The 19,179-nt window shown below is 48.0% G+C and carries 12 protein-coding genes and 2 pseudogenes; 3 read left to right on the forward strand and 11 right to left on the reverse strand.

The genetic code is table 11. From position 1 onward, the window contains the following. Positions 1 to 69 precede the first annotated feature (69 nt). From NYE48_RS13835 to NYE48_RS13865, 7 genes are all read right to left on the reverse strand, one after another. Complete coding sequence (locus tag NYE48_RS13835; RefSeq protein WP_340999079.1) at positions 70 to 1,398, reverse strand: LLM class flavin-dependent oxidoreductase; 1,329 nt, start codon at positions 1,396 to 1,398, stop codon at positions 70 to 72. 390 nt (positions 1,399 to 1,788) lie between these two features. After that, positions 1,789 to 1,989: a hypothetical protein gene (locus NYE48_RS13840; RefSeq protein ID WP_212952222.1), complete on the reverse strand. Its 201-nt coding sequence runs from the start codon at positions 1,987 to 1,989 to the stop codon at positions 1,789 to 1,791. 328 nt (positions 1,990 to 2,317) lie between these two features. Beyond that, entirely contained in the window at positions 2,318 to 5,497 is a 3,180-nt protein-coding gene (locus tag NYE48_RS13845; protein WP_340999080.1) for a bifunctional cytochrome P450/NADPH--P450 reductase, read from the reverse strand. Between the two features lie 504 nt (positions 5,498 to 6,001). After that, on the reverse strand, positions 6,002 to 7,855 hold the full coding sequence (locus NYE48_RS13850) for a M56 family metallopeptidase (RefSeq protein ID WP_340999081.1): 1,854 nt from the start codon (positions 7,853 to 7,855) through the stop codon (positions 6,002 to 6,004). 3 nt (positions 7,856 to 7,858) lie between these two features. After that, positions 7,859 to 8,266, reverse strand: coding sequence for a BlaI/MecI/CopY family transcriptional regulator (locus NYE48_RS13855; RefSeq protein ID WP_340999082.1), 408 nt, complete (start codon positions 8,264 to 8,266; stop codon positions 7,859 to 7,861). A 146-nt stretch (positions 8,267 to 8,412) separates the two neighbouring features. After that, complete coding sequence (locus NYE48_RS13860) at positions 8,413 to 9,081, reverse strand: hypothetical protein (RefSeq protein WP_340999083.1); 669 nt, start codon at positions 9,079 to 9,081, stop codon at positions 8,413 to 8,415. 27 nt (positions 9,082 to 9,108) lie between these two features. Beyond that, a protein-coding gene (locus NYE48_RS13865; protein WP_340999084.1) for an IS3 family transposase occupies positions 9,109 to 10,259 on the reverse strand; the annotation gives its coding sequence in 2 pieces (ribosomal slippage) (positions 9,109 to 10,004 and positions 10,004 to 10,259; 1,152 coding nt in all). 949 nt (positions 10,260 to 11,208) lie between these two features. Here NYE48_RS13865 and NYE48_RS13875 point away from each other — a divergent pair. After that, positions 11,209 to 11,541 (forward strand): annotated as a pseudogene (locus NYE48_RS13875) (class I SAM-dependent methyltransferase); the annotation flags it as partial. A 311-nt stretch (positions 11,542 to 11,852) separates the two neighbouring features. Here NYE48_RS13875 and NYE48_RS13880 read toward each other — a convergent pair. From NYE48_RS13880 to NYE48_RS13890, 3 genes are all read right to left on the reverse strand, one after another. Beyond that, positions 11,853 to 12,131 (reverse strand): hypothetical protein, encoded by a 279-nt coding sequence (locus tag NYE48_RS13880; protein ID WP_340999085.1) that lies wholly within the window; start codon positions 12,129 to 12,131, stop codon positions 11,853 to 11,855. Positions 12,132 to 13,064: 933 nt separating this feature from the next. Next, entirely contained in the window at positions 13,065 to 14,087 is a 1,023-nt protein-coding gene (locus NYE48_RS13885) for a 2,3-butanediol dehydrogenase (RefSeq protein WP_340999086.1), read from the reverse strand. Between the two features lie 221 nt (positions 14,088 to 14,308). Beyond that, positions 14,309 to 14,845 carry a TetR/AcrR family transcriptional regulator C-terminal domain-containing protein gene (locus NYE48_RS13890; RefSeq protein ID WP_340999087.1) on the reverse strand — a complete coding sequence of 179 codons (537 nt, stop codon included), beginning with the start codon at positions 14,843 to 14,845 and terminating at the stop codon, positions 14,309 to 14,311. 108 nt (positions 14,846 to 14,953) lie between these two features. Here NYE48_RS13890 and NYE48_RS13895 point away from each other — a divergent pair, with 108 nt between their 5' ends. Next, on the forward strand, positions 14,954 to 16,255 hold the full coding sequence (locus NYE48_RS13895; RefSeq protein WP_009226929.1) for an IS1380 family transposase: 1,302 nt from the start codon (positions 14,954 to 14,956) through the stop codon (positions 16,253 to 16,255). A 786-nt stretch (positions 16,256 to 17,041) separates the two neighbouring features. Then, a pseudogene (locus NYE48_RS13900) lies at positions 17,042 to 17,473 on the forward strand (alpha/beta hydrolase fold domain-containing protein); the annotation flags it as partial. Between the two features lie 284 nt (positions 17,474 to 17,757). Here the strand turns inward: NYE48_RS13900 and NYE48_RS13905 are convergent. After that, the gene (locus tag NYE48_RS13905; protein ID WP_340999088.1) at positions 17,758 to 19,149 is read right to left on the reverse strand and encodes a family 4 glycosyl hydrolase; all 1,392 of its coding nucleotides are present in this window, start codon (positions 19,147 to 19,149) and stop codon (positions 17,758 to 17,760) included. Positions 19,150 to 19,179 lie beyond the last annotated feature (30 nt).

Below are 19,179 nucleotides of genomic sequence, written 5' to 3' on the forward strand. Positions count from 1 at the left end.
CTTCAGATCCAAATATCGTTTGTATGCAGGGTGCAGGGACTCCGCAGATTGGCAGAGACCCCGTCCCGTTTAGGACAGCGCTTTTTGCTTCGTATAGCGGTTCTCCGGCACCGGCAGGCCCAGATTTCCCCGCAGCGTATCTCCCTCGTATTCCGTGCGGAACAGCCCACGTTCGCGCAGAATCGGAACCACCAGCTCGATGAAATCGTCCAATCCGCCCGGCACGCCCGATCCGATAATGAAGCCGTCGGCAGCCTCTTCCTCAAACCACTGCTGCACCAAATCCGCCACCTTCTCCGGCGTCCCGATAAACACCGTCCGCGGCGTCGCTTCCTGCAGCGCTATTTCGCGCAGCGTCAAGTTCTCCTCTTTGGCGCGTCTCTTGATACGGTCGGTCGTGCTGCGGAAGCTGTTCGAGCCAAAGTCACCCAGGTCGGGGAACGGCTCATCCAGCGGGTATTGGGAAAAGTCGTGGTGCTCGAAGTAGCGCCCAAGGTATTCCAAGGCCTTCTCAATCGTCACCAGCCCGGCGATTTCCTGGTATTTGCGCTCGGCTTCCTCTTCCGTGCGGCCCACGATCGGCCCGATGCCCGGAAAGATCAGAATTTCCTCCGGAGCGCGCCCGAGTGTGGCTGCCCGCTGCTTCACGTCCCGGTAAAAAGCCTTGGCCTCCTCGATCGTCTCCGGGCCGGTGAACACGGCGTCCGCCGTTTTCGCCGCCAGGCTGCGGCCGCTGTCCGAGGAGCCCGCCTGGAACACGACCGGCTGCCCCTGCCGGGAGCGCGCAATGTTCAGCGGCCCCTGCACAGTGAAGAACTCCCCTTCATGGTTCAGCCGGTGCAATTTGTCCGGATCGAAGAACACCCCGCTCTCCTTATCCCGCACAAAGGCATCGTCTTCCCAGGAGTCCCACAGCCCTTTGACCACCTCGAGGTACTCTTCCGCGATCCGGTACCGCTCGGAATGGGCCGGATGCGGCCGGCCGCCGAAATTCAGCGCGGTTCCCTCCAGTGGTGAAGTCACGACGTTCCACCCTGCGCGCCCGCCGCTGATGTGGTCGATGGAGGCGAACTGCCTGGCGACCGTAAACGGCTCACTGTAAGAGGTCGACAGCGTGCCGACAAGCCCGATCCGGGAAGTGGCTGCGCCGAGCGCGGACAAGATCGTAATCGGCTCAAACCGGTTCAAAAAGTGCGGGATCGACTTTTCGTTGATATACAGGCCGTCGGCAATGAAAACAAAATCGAACTTGCCCTCTTCGGCCTTCTGTGCCTGCTGTGTATAGAACGAAATGTTTACGCTCGCATCCGAAGGAATTTGCGGATGTCTCCAGGCGGTGTGGCTGCTGCCCACGCCGTGTATGGTGGCCCCCAGTCGAAGCTGTCTGTTTTTGCCCATCGTTCACTCACTCCATCTTTTTTTAAATTTGGGTTGATGCTTGAAATGACTCCAAAAATGACCCTCGACGGTTTCAATATGATTTATTTTTCCAATGTGTATAGTCGGGATTATTTATTGCTGATACTGTACCATTGATGCCTTTCCGGCCACAATATCGTATTAAAATCTTCTATTCCGGCTTTTCCATTCTCTATAAGGGGTTACACTGCGGGCTTCTCCCGGTATGAGAAAAACCGCGGTCCGTGCTTGGCGGACCGCGGTTATCAGGGTTGTTTCGGGCAGCTCTGTATTATATGTGGAGTACAGTAGGTATGAAATAGAGGTCACACGGCCCTTTTCTGCATTATATTTGCTTGGTAGTCGGTGTCGAACGAAATGTTCATGAGGTTACTTATGCTTCGAAGGCTTTTCTTCGCCAACCGGATGGTCCTCATTCCACTTTTCCGCCTGGGCGGTGCCGATGGCAATGGCGCGCCCTTCCTCATAGCCTTCTTCGAGCAGCGCGTTTGCGATTTCGACCGCTTTATTCCGCACGCGGGGCTCCAAATTTTTCATGGACACAGGGTAATCATGCTTATTCCAAGGCATTGCGAATCCCTCCAAACAAGTTCTCGTTTATCCTATATTACCCGGCGTCACGCGGATCAAACGATGGTAATCCGCCCGGCGAACGTTTGCCCGTCTTTTTCCCGGTCAAAACTTCGACCACCCGAACACCGGCCTCAACATCTTGCGAATCCAATAAGCGATGATCATCCCTGCGGTCCATGAACCGGGATGCTGCAAGCACTCCATCTCTTTTTGACCTTGCTAACTCCTTTCCGAAAGACTTGTGCCTCTCTCTCCAACATATTTGTCTACAGCAAGTAAGCAAATCTAGATCATGCGACTTACCAGACACATGGAAGCTTGTGGTTCAACCGGCCCATACGTCTTTCGCATAGTTGCGTGCCGCTTCAAGCGCGGCAAGCCATTCAGCCGCTTCTTCGCGGCTCGCCCCGCTTTTTTCCCGATAAGACTCCATGATCGTTTGTTCCACCTGCGGGGCCATCCGGATGCCGTCGCCGCAAACGTACAACTTTGCCCCGGTTTCGAGCAGCGACAGCAGCAGCTCCCCGTCCTGCTTCATAAGATGCTGGACATAGCACTTATTTGCGCCTTCCACTCTGGAGAAAGCCGTATGAAGTGTGACCAGGCCGTCCCTTTCCGCCTGCTCGAACTCCGCGCGGTATAGGTAATCATGTTCCGGATTCCGGCAGCCAAAGTACAGATGGGCTTCACCCAGCACCTTTCCTGCCGCTTGGAGTGCCCGTCTGGCCTGGATAAAACCTCTGAACGGAGCCACGCCCGTGCCGGGACCCACCATGATCAGCGGTGTGGCGGAATCCTCCGGAAGTACAAAGCCGGATTCAGGGGACCGGACGAATATCAGCACCTCGGCTCCCGGTTCAAGTCCGGCCAAGTAGTTGGAGGCGATGCCGCGGTACTCTCCCTTGCCGTTCCATGCTTCCCCCCGGACCACGCCGACCGTGATGCAGGCCGTATCTTGGCTGACTTGAGGCGAGCTTGATATGGAGTAATATCTCGGCTTCAGTGCCGGCAGCAGCTCCAGAAAACGCGCAAACGGCAGCTCACAGGCATCATACTGCTCGAGCAAGTCGAGCATCGTAACCCTCTTCGCCCGAATGTCCGTCTGGTACGTCTCTTCTACGAGCAGCGCCTCGAGTTCCCTGGCATGCGGCGGGCAAACCGTGCACGCGGCCATCTCCCGGATTTGGGCACGGGTCGCCGGCTCCTGCAGCTCGACACTGCGGGACAGCAGTTCGTCCAGTCGGACCGGAACGCCTGCCTTCAAGTGGGGAATGTTTTTCCCGCCCGATTCCAGAATCAGGTGAGCTGAGCCATCCAGCCGGAATCGGCGGAGTACCCGCCGTACCAATGGGTCAGGGTTGACCGGGAGCACGCCCAGATGATCGCCCTCGCAATAAGTCGTGCCTTCCGGCAGCGCAATTTCGATGTGCTGCGTGACCCTTCCGCTGTCTGCATGCTGAAGATTGTAACTGCGCACAATCCGGCCGGACACGGCTCCGTAGGTTTCCGCCAGCGGAGCTTCGGCCACGCCCTGGACAAAACGAAGCGACAGCGTGCTCCGTTTCGGCTCGCGGTTGGCCGTGACCGGCAGTCCCAGCGCCTGCATCAAATCCGGCCATAATCGCTCCGTCCAGTCGTCAACCTCCCGTTCAAAATCGCCGCTGGCATCGCACTCCCCGAGCGGGATAAGCCGCTCGGCGCCTTTGTCTGCCAGCAGCTCATCGATCAGGCGCGGGATCCGCTGGTATGTGCTGGCCCAATTATGATCCCCGCAGCCAAATACCATGTAGCGGACATCCCGGACGGCCGAATTGTCGGCGGATTCCAGCCATTCGACGAAAGCTTTCGCGTTGGAAGGAGGCTGGCCGTTATAGGAAGCCGTTACAATGATCACCGCTCCCTCCTTGGGAAGGGCGCCGACGTAGTCGTCCAAGGTACCGACCTGACTGCTGAATCCCTGATACTTGGCGAGATCGGCTACTTCTCTGGCAATGCCTTCGGCCGTGCCCAAATTGGAACCGTACAGGACGAGCAGCGGCGTATGGTGCGCGTTTTCCGCCAATGAAGCCGGCTTGCCGGATTCGCGAGCAGCGGTATCCAGCGGTTCGGAGCTGCCGGAACCCATCGGGATCACGGCTCCCTTCCGACTGCGAACCCGAATCCGGAACCCTTCAGGTTTCAGTGTCAACGTCTCTTTTACCTTGAGTTCGTAGTGGTCGGGATCCGTCAGCTCAAAATACTTCAGAACCATACCCAGCACCAAGGTGGCTTCCTGCAGGGCGAACTGCTGCCCGATGCACGCCCGCTGGCCGTTGCCAAACGGCTTATACGCGTCATGGGGCACTTTGCTTGGATCTTCAAAACGCTCGGGTCTGAACGCCTCCACATCGTCCCCCCAGACGCGTGTATCCCTGTGAAGTCCCGGAATGAGCACGGTCACGCTGTCACCCTTTTGGAGCGGATAGGTTCCCCCGATCCATGTATCTTCTTTGGCATACAGCGAGAAAGCCGGCGCAGTCGGCCATAACCGCAGGGACTCGCTAAGTACCATTCGGACATATTTCAGGTCCCGCACCTGGTTATACGTCGGTACCGGGTCTTTCAGGACGCGATCCACCTCTTCCACCGCTTTACGCAGCTTTTCGGGGTTTTTCAACAGAAAATAGATCGCAAAGGAGAGCAGGCCGCTCGTCGTTTCATGTCCTGCGATCAGAAATGTGATGATCTGGTAGCGGATATTTTCTTGATCCAGACGCTCACCTGTATCCGGATCGACGCCTTCCAGCATGTGAGCGAGCAGGTCATCCTCATTCCCGCCATGCGCCTTACGTTCCCGGATCAATTCGTCGACAAGAGAGAACATCGTCTGAATATCCTCTTGAAACTGCCGTTTCTTCCGGACCATAAACATATCCTGGATGCCCAGGCGGTGAAGCTGGTTCATCCCTTCGTCAAGCGCCCGCACCATCGCATCGATAAAGGGATGGTTGCCTTCCCGGTAAAAACTGTTGAAACGGTAACTAAAGCCGCACAGTCCGATCGTATCGAGCGTCAGCCGGGTCATGTCCGCAGGTACGTCCACCGTTTCGTCCGGATTCAGCCGCCCCCATTTTTGAATCAGCTGCAAGGCAATATCCAGCATTTTTGCGTGGTACCCTTGCATGGCCCTTTGGCTGAAGCTGGACAGCAGAATGTTATGTGCTTTTTTCCAATTCGTTTCCTGGGTCGCACTCGTAAACAAGCCGTCGCCTGCAAAAGCGCGTACGTTTTGCAGCGGAGCCCAGATCCGTTTGTCAAAGCGCTTTTCGTCGCAAGCGTCCTTCACATATTCATGGCCGGAGACGTAGAGCTCCTTGCGTCCGCCGGGATATTGGAACTGAAAGATGGGCCCAAGCTCCGAGGCCACCTTCACCAACGATTGCACCGGCGCGGAGGAATCCAGCAGCGGCAGATTTCCTAAAGGTCCATAAGTTTTGGGTTGAGGCACCTGAATATTTTCTGTCATGGTATTTCCCTCCATCATCCTGTTTGCTTTTCTTTAAACTAAACCAATTGACCAAATTGGTAATTCGGTCAAAATATTAGAAAAAAGGAGGATTTGACGGCTGCTTGGCTGTTACGCCTGACAACACCGTCCTATCCTACCTTTTACCATAACATGATATGAACGTCCCGCACATCAGCCAGAGGTCCGGAATTCATCGGTCAGGCCGAGGGCTGCCTGTTACTTTTCAGCCAGGATTATTTCAGTCATGCACGACTTCCGTCCTGGCGATAAAGCCATGAATCGATCGTTTATCCCCACGCATCCCTGCTATTTGACCGCACAATAGAATTCAATCTGTTTATGGGTTCAAATTTGATTTCGAGCGGTGAATCTATAGTATCTCCCCAAGCACTATTTGTTCCATTTCGTGGCGTGTTAGGTGCCGGCAACAAAAAAAGAACCCATGCCATCCTGTGTCAACAGGACGACATGGGTCGATGCATAAAACGGATCGCTTGACGCTTATTTTTTTACCGCAGCCTTCAGAATTTCAATTTTCTCTTTACGAGGGATATCCGAAGTGGCAGAGACCCCGTATTCGTATTTGCCGCCGTCATACCAGAATACGGATTTTGGATAGATATGCTCAGGGAGCGTATCGTTAAAGAAACCTTCCTTTTTGCTTCCCTCCGGATCTTTTGTATACTTTGAGAAAGTCAGCGTGTCCTTTCCGTTCGTATACTTGAGGCGGATATCCGCCGCTTCCTTCCACTCTATTTTCTTCGCATAGATGGGTTTGCCGCTTTTCTTGCCTTCAGCCTTTACTTCATCAACGAATTTCCCTTTTGTTGGACCTTCGATGGTCGCTGACAAGAATTTATACCCCTCCGGCAAGTTGGCAGGCTGCCTCAGGATCGAACCCTCCAATGCGGAAGCTCTTTTCAAGTAGTCCTCGTAAGCAGAGAATTCTTCTATCCCTCCCCAATAACTGAGGTCGAGTCCGCTATTAAGATCCTTATATTTATGATACAGAACGTACATATCGCCTGTCTCTTTGCTCAGTTCCTTCACTCGATTCGTCTCATCTTCGATATACTTCTTTTCCTCTGGAGTTAAAGCCTTGGCTGCCGCTTCAGCTTTTTTTTGGATCTTCTCCAGTTCTTTCTTGTAGAGCTCGCGGTCTATGTTTCCCTCGGGATAAATAATGTCATTCTCTTTGTCCACGGCAACTTTTGAATTCTGCTGCAATTTTTGCGGTGCGCTTTCCTTCGCGTTAACCAATGTCACGCTGCCAAGCGCGAGAATCATCCCCATGCCCAGAATGGACAAGCGGTAGGATTTTTTATTAAAATGTCGGATCATCATAAGTCTCCTTTTCATTTCTTTATGCGTGGCGGACAAGCCGGCAAGACCAGGCCGGTAATGACTGACCGACAAATGCTCCAACACATGAATAATCGTTTGCCCGTATGCATTTTTTTGCTGCGGCCTCATCCGGTCCAAGGCGCATGCATCGCAGGCAATCTCCTGATCCTGCCTTGCTCTATGTATCGCGAACCATAGGAGCGGATTAAACCAGTGGAGAATCAAGATCATGTGCATCATCCAGTTCACTGCCACATCCCGCCGCCGAATATGCGCAAATTCATGCGCCAAAATCAATTGAAGCTGATCCTTTTGCAATGTAACGAGCAGGCTTGGCGAAATCACCACTGCAGGTTTAAGAAAACCGACCACGGCTGGTCCGGGAATCCGTTCCGATGCGACAAACCTCACATTGCGCTTGATGCCAAATAGATGCTTCGTTTCTTGAAAGACTGCCGATAAAAAAGGAGTATCGATGGTTCGCCCTGCGCGCAAGGCTTGTTTCAATCGGTTCTGGTCAAATACCGTTTTCGCCGAAAAGAATAACACGCCCGCAAGCCATACCGCTAACAGCATATGGATGAAGCTCATATTTTTGATCTCGCTCCACCAAAAACCGCTTTTCTGCACGCTTCCCGGTTCATGGGATGAGGCAGGCACGGTGGCTCCATTCGATTCCGGGCTTAAGGTCCGATTCCTTTGAACCGCCGTCTCCCCTGCGATCACCGCATTCTTAAATGCCGTGGGATCCTGGGCCTTCTGATGAAATCCGGGCGCTATGGCCTCCAAAGACAAAACATTGTACAAGCTAAGCGAAGATTCCGGCGCCCAAGGAAGCAGCAGACGGATCGCTACAGGCAGCCAAATCAAATATTTCCATCTTGCTTCAAGCTTGTTTTTGAATAGAAATTGCACGATCAGGACAAGTAGAACCAAAATGCCGGCCATAAATGATCCGCGAATCACCCAGCCAAAAACGGACAATACATTCGCTTGCAATGTTGGACTCATCAGTTATCTCTCTTTTCCAGGTTCGCCGTCGCTACGGTTTTCGTCAAATAAAGCTTTCAGATCCTCGACTTCCTGTGCATTCAGCTTTCTATCCTTTAATAAGTTGGCCAGCATCGGTTTTAATGCCCCGCCATACAGCTTTTTCATAAAGGATGTGGTTTCGGACAGCAAAAATTCCTGCTCGCTGATGATGGGATAATACAGCAGGGTGCGCTTTGAACCCTCTTCCTGCTTGGCCCCCGCTGCTTCCTTCTGCACTAACCGGTTCAAGAGCGTCCGCGTCGTATTCGGGCTCCAGCCCATTTTGTCTGCTAGCTGCTTTACAACTTCACTGGAAGGGCAGTCGGGATTTGCCCACAACACCCGCATAATTTCCAGTTCTGCATCCGTAACCGATGGTATTTGTTTCATGCATGTAACCTCCAAAGTTCATTCGCCTTAACTACATACGTAGTATAGTTCATGCTACATTTGTAGTTTGGTGATGTCAACATTTAAGAGAGATAAGATTCCCTATTTTTGTTACATGCACAAATCCGCGCCGCTTCCCAAACATATTATTTCTTTACCGCAGCCTTCAGCATCGCGATTTTCTTTTCTCTAGGGATATCCGAAGTGGCAGAGACACCGTATTCGTATTTGCCGCCATCATACCAGAATACGGATTTTGGATAGATATTCGCAGGAAGCGTATCGTTAAAGAACCCTTTCTTTTTGCTTCCCTCCGTATCTTTTGTATACTTTGAGAAAGTTAACGTGCTCTTTCCGTTCGTATACTTGAGACGGATATCCGCCGCTTCCTTCCACTCTATTTTCTTCGCATAGATCGGTTTGCCGCTTTTTTTGCCTTCGGCCTTTACTTCATCAACGAATTTTCCTTTTGTTGGACCTTCGATGGTCGCTGACAAGAACTTGTATCCGGCCGGCAGGTTTGCGGGCTGCTTCAGGATCGAACCCTCCAAAGTGGAAGCTCTTTTCAAGTAGGCTTCGTAAGAAGAGAACTCTTCCACCAGTCCCCAATAGCTAAGTGAAAGTCCGCTATTTAACTGAGGATATTTGTGATATAGGACATACGACTCGCCTGGCTTTTTGGATAGCTCCTTTATTCTGTTGATCTCGTCTTCGATAAACTTTTTGTCCTTTTCAGGTATAGATTTGGTCGCCTCGGCTGTTTTTTTAACGGTTTCTTTCTGAGCTTCCTTATAAGATTTCTGGACCTCTGTCAATAGATTGGACAGCCAGAATCGAGAAAATTACGCAATTTGACCGTACATTTGTTCGTATTGAAAAGGTGTAAGATACCCGATAGCGGAATGTACGCGTTTCCGGTTGTAGAAAAACTCGATGTATTCAAAAATCCGACTTTGGGCTTCCTTGCGGGTTCTGAACTTCTCCAGATAGACGAGTTCCTTTTTGAGCACGCTGTGGAACGATTCGATGCAGGCATTGTCATAGCAGTTGCCCTTGCGGCTCATGCTGCATTTCATCCCGTATTTCAAGAGCCGTTTTTGGTACTCATGAGATGCGTATTGGCTGCCGCGATCGGAATGATGCAGGACTTCGCCTTTCGGCCGTTGACGGTTGTAAGCCTGATCCAGAGCTTGCAGGACCAATTCCTTGGTCATTCGCTCATCGGCGTGCCAGCCTACGATTTTGCGCGTGTACAAGTCCATCACGCTCGCGACATAGAGCCATCCCTCGTCTGTCGGAACGTAAGTGATGTCCGCCATCCAGACTTGATTGGGAGCTTGTGCCCTGAACTGCTGGTTCAGCACATTGTCATGCACTGGCAGATTGTGGTTCGAGTTCGTCGTCGCCTTGTATTTCTTGACGGTGCGCGACTTAAGCCCCAGTTCCTTCATGATGCGGGCGACCGTTTTTTCGGATACCCGAACACCTTGCTGGCGCAAGACTTGAGCGATCTTCGGGCTGCCGTACAGGCGACGCGAGTCCACAAAGATACGGCTAATCTGTTGTTCCAGTTCTCGGCGACGTTTATTTTGCTCGCTTTCCTGGCGCCTGGTCCATTGATAATAACCACTCCGGGATACGTTCAAAACCTTGCACATCTCCGATACCGGATACTTGGAGCGGTGTTTGTGGATAAACGCAAAGATCAGTTCCGGTCTTTTGCGAAGATGTGCATCGCCTTTTTTAAAATTTCGTTCTCCATCTCGAGTTGGCGGATTCGTTTCTGCATTTCGAGAAGGGTTTTTTCCTCGATTTTCAGGTTGCCGCTGCCGCGAAACGCATTGACCGGATCCTGTTTGAATTCGTTGATCCAGCGGTACAGAGTATTGTCGGATACGCCCAATTCTCGGGCGACCTGCGCCACCGGCTTCCCCTGTTCCTGAATCATTTTTACGGTTTGGATTTTAAACTCTTTGTCATATTTCTGACTCATCTTCGGACACCTCGATTTTGCTAGGTTTATTGTCGCATTCTCGATTCTCGGTGTCCACTATTTAGTCTAGCATCATTCGTTTCCGCCGCAAAGCTCGCCGAGGAACCCAGCAGTAATACACTGCTTAATGTTACGATTGCCGCTTTTGATGCTACATTCATTTTGTAATGCTCCTTTCCTGGGATGGTTTAGTAAACTACAATTGTAGTTGACATTAATTTATACTACAGTTGTAGTTTAATTGTGTCAACCCTTTTTATAAAATACATCTTGTTATACGTACAGTTTGTTTTTTCAGTGGATGATTAAACCTCTAACAACCGCGGGGTTAAGCGTTCATGTTGGAGATTTTCACTTATTTCATAGCAGTTTCATTCGTTTCGTACCGATGAGCTGCAGCAACTCAAAAAAGGCTTTTCTTGCTATTTAAGAATCCCCTTTCGGTTCTAAAGCCTTAAAGAAAATGTCAACAGCCACCGATCAGTTTGGATGTATACAGTTTGATTTCGAAGTGTTAGAGCACGTATACAGTGTTCGACCTAAAATCTGAAAGGCGGAAATCAACCATAAATAACTTAAAAGGGAAAACAGCGATTGTTACGGGATTTTCGATAGGAACTGGCCGTGTTATAGCCGAACAACCAGCCAATTTAGCCGCTAAGGTGGTCATCAATTATTCCGGCAGTCCGGCCGGGGCAGCGTGCTCCGAAGAGGTGCCTTCACTGATACCATGTGCATCAGGCCGGTACCATTGCCACACGATAGGTCGTTCATACTCGAGGGATTAGATAGACTGTTCTATGGATAATTTGGGTAGATTTGTCCATAGACAATTGGTACATTATTCGGGGATCACTCGTTCGTGTTTGTTAGGTGTTATTGGAATAACGGCAGGTCCGGATATACGTTTAGGATCATATTTTTATATTTGGGAGGGCGTCGATATGATGGCTGTGGAACCGGTCATTCCTTGCAATATCAGGGGGAACGAAATGTATCTGAACTATGGGCTCTGGATATCTCCGAAAAACAGATCGAAAAAGCAAAGCAACATTTGACCGCATGCGGACTTTCGGCAACCTTTATCTGCCCTCCCTTGGAAGAAGAATGCAGCATACCAAAGGATGATTTCGACTTTGTTTATTCGGTTTATGCCATAGGCTGGACCACCGACCTTGAGGGTACATTTTGCCGAATCGCCTCCTACCTGAAAACAGACGGCGTGTTCAGATCTTGCACCCTCAAATGTGCGGCGTCCCTGATTGAAAATCCTGTCCGGTAGCAGCGGCGCCAATTCGAGAGCATGGATATACGCATATATGGTCCCGTCAGAATGTGCTTATTTTTATCGCCCTGCTGAGAGTTCCCCGGGAAGGCTCCTCCCCACCTGAACGCTCAGCCGCCGGGCATAATTTAAAGTGAATTACAATAAATCCAGGGCTTTCAGTAAGGCGTACTCACTTGATTTGGCGCCTTCTAGAGAAAAATGCGCCTTCGGAAACATGGGAGCCAAATGGTGGTATCCAGGGAATACATGTGATTCAACTAAGACACCGTCAAAAGTCAGTTGTTTTGCAAACATTAAAGCTTCATCTATGAACAAATCAAGCTGCCTATGCTTATATAAGTGGGGGGGTAAACCGGCGCCTGCGCTGTGTGGATATCGGGACCGCCAAAATAACTTGGCACCGCCCTTTCTTCAAACGTGACAGGAAACAGCTGCGTGATATCGGTTTGCGGTAACATTTTTGCTGAATTTTCCCGGGATTCCATTAGCGTGCTTTCGGTAAGATCGCTTGTCGGAAATAAATCAATCGCACGGATAATCTCCTGGTCGACCAAATGTCTGCTCCTGCTTTGTTGTTCGTTCATCGCTAGTGTTTCCTCGCTTTCTTGTTCATTCCATTCTATTGCTGCACACTCGGAATTCGAATGGGGATGGGTTAAGCATTCCTTTCTTGGATCCATTTAAAATAGGCGCATCTTTCTCCCGCCTTAACGGTTCCTCTTTCGTCCTATATATACTCTAAAGAACTCGTGTAGCGATTGAAACGTAAACAATAACTTAGAATTGTATTCGACATCTCGTCGTCATTCAAGGAAGATACTTTCTACCACTAAAAAACACTGACGAAGAAGCCTTCATCAGTGTCGTTCGCTACTTTTATTTTCCGAAATAAACAATTTTCTTAATGGTTTCAATGGAGAGAAAATAGTCTTTAGCAAGCTGTTCAATACTGCTATTACTCTTAAAAGCTTGTCTAATTGCGGCATTTCGGCGAACTAACCACTGTCTTCCGCCACTCAAGCTTCCCCAATGTTTATATTCCTTCTTCTGTTTGTAAAAAACGTACTCCATATAATCCACGGAGCCGTTAAAATTAAATAAGCCTCATAACGCATGCGGATTGCGGGTAATGTAATCCAATCCAGAACATGTTCCTTAGAACCCACCTGCATTCGCTTGTTTCATCAGAAGCAGCTAACTCTCCCCCCACAGCTTTACACACAAAATCAAACATGACCTTTGTAGGAACATCCGTTGCGCCGTCATACCACTTATGGATCGCCGTATTCGGAACGACATTAATTAAATGGCTCAACCAACTCTTCAAACGAAGGATCGCCAATGAGGTTAATTTAAAAACAAGAAAATCCCGTATGCAATAAAATACGGGATTGTTATAAATCAGTTTATTTTTAAAATTCATTAGTTAAATATTACTTATTTAGAGAAAAATTCAGATTTCTTGGCTCAAACACCTTTTCTGTATCGTTCTTCACGCTGCAAATGATTCAAGAAAATTAATGTGCACCACTTAATTTAACTAGAATTTTTGCTTGAGATTTATCATTAATTAACGCTTCAAAGCCTTGTTCAGCAATATTATCTATATCAACTTTACTTGTAATAATTGATTGCGCTGGCAATTTTCCATCAGCAAGTAATTGAATGACCTCATTATAAGTTTCATTACTGTATCCCACAGATCCCATTAACTGTACACCACTAAAGAGCAGGGAAGCAGGGGCATTAAATTGGATTTCTTGAGTGTGGAAGCTGATAACCATCATTATGCCACGAACCTTCGTTGATTGAATGGCTTGATTAAATGTTGACTCAACACCTGCAGCTTCAATTGTCACATCTGCGCCATTTGGGAATACGTTACGAATTGCTTCAACAGGGTTCACATCTTTAGCATTATAGACATGTGTTGCACCAACTTCAGTCGCTTTGTCGAGTCGACTATCAAATAAATCGATAACAATAATATTAGAAGCGCCTGCGGCTTTCGCACCTAAAACAGCAAATAGCCCAATAGGACCCGCTCCGTAGACGACGACAGTATCTCCTTCTTTTACGTTTGCATCCTTGATTGATTGGAAAGATACAGCTGCTGGTTCAATCATTGCTGCTAATTCTAGCGGTAAATGATCTGGAATTTTAAAAATCGTTTTTTGAGGAAGTATCGCGTATTCAGCGAACCCTCCGTCGATTTGTGCCCCAACTGCGTCTAAAGTGACGAAACGTTCGGTTTCAGCATTTAAAGGATTTTTAAGCATCATTGGATAGATGCATACTCTGTCACCTTCTTTAAATTTTGTTACATGAGAACCAACTTCTACAATTTCACCGGAAAATTCATGTCCGAGTACCGTATTCTTATTCATTGGTACTGAATCCGGGTGCAAGTATGCATGCAAATCAGAACCACAAATACCAGCCCATGCCACTTTAACTTTTACATCATTGGGTTGTAGTTCTTTCGTTTCTCTTTCCTCGATGCGAATATCTTTTTCACCATACCACACTGCAGCTTTCATAAAAAATCCTCCCTTCAATAATTCAAATATTACATATTTTTTTATTTGGACATTTTGGTGTAATTCGTTTTTTAAAGCATGAAAGCCGTTTTCTTTTGCTCTTTAACGTTAATCCTCCTTTTCTATGTTCATTAATCTATCATAGGTTTTTGGGGAAATCGATGAACAAAAAATAATATACGTCTTAAAAAGAGACATTTGTTTTAAATCGGTTCATTCATTTATAAATTCTTAGAAATCTGAATTAATTCTTCTTTTGTATATGAATATTCATTGCTTAACCATTTTTTTATAATCTCAAAAAAACCGCTACAATAAAAATCACATAGTACCATCGGGTAGTCAGAGCTTTGGATTTTTTTAGAAAGTGGATCATTATATTTTATTGAATTTTCATATAAATTTTCTGCACCAAATTGAATCAATTTTTCGTATAACTCAAGGCTATTATTTTTACTGGTAATATTTAAAAAAAATTTGCGATTAACATCGATGTATTCGATTATTTCCTCAAACAATGTATGTTCCAGATCCAAACCTTGTTTTGTTTGTTCAAAGAGGTTTATCGCGATGGAATTTGATAGATCACTAAATAGCTCATATTTATCTTCATAATGACGGTAAAATGTACTTCTATGAATCATTGCTTTTTCACAAATATGATTAATGGTGATGGATGAAAATTTTTTCTCTTTTAATAAGTCCATAAACGCATCCTTTATTATGGTCTGTGTGCGTAAACGTGTAAGATTACTCAACCTGAATTTCGAAAGTATCGCTTCTTGAAAATATGAAAAGGGCTCCGAATCTTTGGTAGAATGGTGTTTACTTGGAACACTACACCCAAAGAGAGGAGCACCTTATAGGTGAAGTCTACCACAACGATCAGCAAAATTAAAACAGAATTTTCACTACAAAACGCAACGAGCTGCGGCGGCATCAAAATCTTCCTGGCCTTTCTCGAAAAAATCAAACTGCCGGAGGCGATGTGCAGCCTCTCCGGCGGCAAAGCGCGCAACTCCCTCTTCCCCGTTTACCGTATTCTGCTCTATCTCATCGTTGGCTGGATGCTTGGCTGCGAACGGATTTTTCATTTCCGTCGTTTGCAAAGCGACGTGCTGCTGAGGCGCTTTCTCGGCGGCCGCTGCCCGCATCACAGTCTGTTGTACAAGGAATTGATCCGGCTTGGTCGTTTCTGTCCCTCTCTGGTTAACGAACTGCGGAGGCTGAATCAAGAGATCATTCGACCCTGCTTGCCACCTGAGCTGATTCTCGATCTGGATTCCACGGTAGAGACCGTGTATGGCGATCAGTCCGGCGCGGCCAAAGGCACAAATCCACACAAGCCCGGGCGTAAGAGCTATCATCCCCTGCTTGCCTTTGAAGGCCAGAGCCGACTAAACTTGAACGCCGTGCTTCGACCGGGCAATACGCACTCTTCCACCGATGCGGCCGACTTCCTGCGGCAAACCTTTAGACTGCTCGACGAACACAAAGTGAAGTACGCAAGGTTCGACAAAGGCTTTGGCGGTGAAGATTTTTACAGCTTGTGGGAGCAGCACCACATCGGCTATGTCGGCAAGCTGAAATGGACCCAGCGGCTGGCCAAGGAAGTTGGGGCTTGTCGTTACTGGACGCGATATGTCGACGAAGAGTGGATCATCGAAGGTATTTGCTTGATCTACCAAGCGACCTCCTGGAACAAGGCGCGTCGTGTAGCGATCATCCGTAAGGCGCAAGTGTTCGAGGAGGGCCAAGGCCGCATTGTATTCGATTCGGACTGGCAGTACGAAGCCATGGTGACTAATCTGGAATGGGAACCGATCGATTTGTGGCGATTCTACAATCAGCGCTGCTGCATGGAAAATTACATTAAGGAAGCCAAGAACGGGTTTTCCATCGATCGCATTGCGACAGGTGATTTCAAAGCCAATGGTCTGGATCTGCTGATCAAGCTGCTGGCCTACAATTTGTTCGAGCGCTTCAAACGTGACTGCTGTGAGCCAGTCCATCAAGGCTATACGATTGCCCGGTTCCGTCTGGAATTCTTTTATTGCGCCGCAACGCTCATTCGGCATGGTCGCTCTATCCTACTCAAGCTTGCGAGGGACTTTCCCAGCCGTTATGTCTGGAAACGAATCGAGGTTCGAGTGGCGCAGTTAGAATAATGATAAGCAAAATTTTACATGGAAATCAGGACTGCCTCTTCATTGGGGAGGGGGAAAGACCATCTGCCGCAAGCTTCCGTCTCCACTAAAACATGGGAAACTCCCACCTTTTCACTTCTTAAGTCGCCATTGCTTTAGCATCTTGCATTGATCTTATGCACTTTCGAAATTCAGGCTCAATTTAAGTACCTCCTATATTTAACTTAAGTCATGCTTGAAATTATACTAGTTTGCATAGGCTTATTTTTTTTAGTATGCCTGAATTAGTAATATCCAAAACATACTACTTTTAACGAAACTAAGATGGATAATATAAAATTGGCTCTGGTGCACCTACACCAGAGCCAATTTTATATATCCCGTTGTAATTGCTCAAAAACATTTGGATATTCTACGAAACAATATAATGCGTTTTCCAAGGTGTAATGAGGATTATACACCAAAGAACTTAAATATTTAAAAAATTTATCGAGAAAAGAACCATTTTGAGATAAATGTCGCATTTTGATGCATGTAATCTTTTTTGTTTGTCGCTTTGCATTAATCCCTATGATAAATTGCTAAACATAGCTGGATTACAATTTAATTTTGATGATTTCGTCACTATTAAATTATTTTAAGTTATATTTCACTTTTAAAAAAATAAAAAAAAGGAGTTTTCTAAAATGAAAAACCGAGTAAACTCAGAGTTATTGCTTAGAAATGTATCCGGATCAAGATTTACGTCCAGAATTTTTGCAAGCAATGAGAGAAGAAGCCGCAAAAGTCTTTCCGGCTACCGTTGTTGATCGACAATACCCTTCTATTTGTTTCCAAATGCCACTTTATCCAATGATTGATGATCGTAATAATACACCTTCTGCGAATGAAATTAAAGAAGGGTTTGTTTGGAATCAAAAATCAAATGAAGCTGGCTGGAAAATGTATTTAGGAAAATTACATGGAACAGATCATATTCCTGCCTATGCAGCCGCTGCGCGAGCAGAAGATTATCGTAATCTGCCACGCACCTACACCTGTGTTGGTCAATTAGATCCATTCCGTAGTGAAACATTAACCTATGTAACCAAACTTGCGGAAGCTGGTGTTGATGTTGAATTCCATTTATATCCTGGAGCTTATCATGGGTTCGAAATGTTCCACCCAGATGCTGATATATCTATTCACGCGTTGAATGATTATGTGCGAGCAGTTAAGACTGGTTTTGCAAAAAAGTAGCCAAGGAAGCGACTTAATCTCTTTACAAAAGAACCATTCGCAAATGAACTGGACCCAAAAAGTTGGACACATATTTAAGCAGCTAATAAGGATTGCAATCCGTATTGTACAGGGGGCAATCCTTTTAATTATGTTGCTGATGTACATCATGGCAAATGCCTATTAGTTATTGAACCCGATTCTCCTTAGGATAGGAAAACCGGGTTTTTATATTCCAAAAAATGTATTAGCGTTTACAATATCCGCGTTTTGACGTCAGGCCCCCAAGTTAATTTTCTTGTTAGTCAGTCATCATACCAAGCGTCCGGGATCATCTCGCGTTCCATCACCAGCAATTCTTTGATGATCTTGTCCGCGTCGCTGATGGAATTTACGAGCGGATCCGTCAACATCGCTCTCCTCAGCTTCTCGTAGCTCTGCTCCACGACCGCCTCCGCCGTAAGCTCATGCGTATCGAGCACAAGCTCCTGCATGCCTCGAATTCCCCGCGGCATCTCGCCTACGTGAACCGGCTTCGCCCCGTCCATGCTCACGTCGCACAGCAGTTCCAGGAACGAGTCGTCGCTCATATTCGTCACCGCGCCGCGGTTAAGCGTGTTGATGAAGAATCGTTTCCCCAGGTTTCCCACCATATTTTCGATAATGTCCGTCGCATGATCCGGGCCGAAGGTACTCATGTAATCGGCGATCGGAAGGTTCCCCAAGAGGAAGTCATCCACCTGCCGCCACATCTCATCGTGACGTTGATACCGGTCCTCCGTCTCCCAAATCGATAAAGGCGGGATGGCGTCCGGCGTCTTGCCCAAACCTTGCCAATAACGAACGTATTCCTTCGTGTGGGCCGTGCAGGTAGGAATACACCCGAATATATCGTAAAGTTCATACGTGATGGCGTCGTTATGGAGCGCTTTCGCGCCGCGGTCCCCGCCGTTGTTCTCCTCGCCGGCTGCCTTACGCATGGCCTCCGCGATCGCGGGCATGACATTTTTCCCTTCGTATTCCGCTTTCAGCAGCCACGTGAAATGATTGACGCCGGCAACACGGAAATCGAACTTCCGATTAATCTCTTCGGTGAACTCGCTTATGTCCGCGATAATTCCGGCTCGTATTGCGTAATGGGCCTTCTTATGCGGCATATGGTGGCTGTCGCATAATGCGAACGATTTCAACTTCGGCGCATAACGGTGCAACGCGATACCATGGACGGTAGACGGATTGATATAGTTGATAACCCAAGCGCCGGGGCACAGCTCTTCAATGTCTTTGGCGCATTCCATAATGACCGGCAATTCCCGCATCGCCCGAAAAATACCGCCCGGTCCGATCGTATCACCGGAGCACATGCGGATGCCGTATTTTAAAGACACCTGGCAATCGATGCCCCGATATTTCACCGATTGCTCCGCAAAGCTGAGAACGACGAAGTCGGCCCCGGAAAGCACCTGTCTCCGGTCCGTTGAGCCCTCCACCTTCAAAGATACGTTGTTTTCCCGGGCTACCATTTCCGCAAGCCTTACCATTTTCGATAACCTTTCTTCGTCCGTATCCACCAAAGCAAGCGTCCCTTGATTCAGGTATGGGGAGTGGACCATCTGCCAAATCGACTGACGGCCGAAAAATAGACTGCCTGCTCCGATGACGACAACCTTCGGCTGCTGAATGTTCGAAACGTTCACGAAAAACCCCTCCTTATAAGATATAAATCC

Source organism: Paenibacillus sp. FSL M7-1455 (assembly GCF_038004655.1).
GTDB classification, from domain to species: Bacteria; Bacillota; Bacilli; order Paenibacillales; family Paenibacillaceae; genus Paenibacillus_AQ; species Paenibacillus_AQ cookii.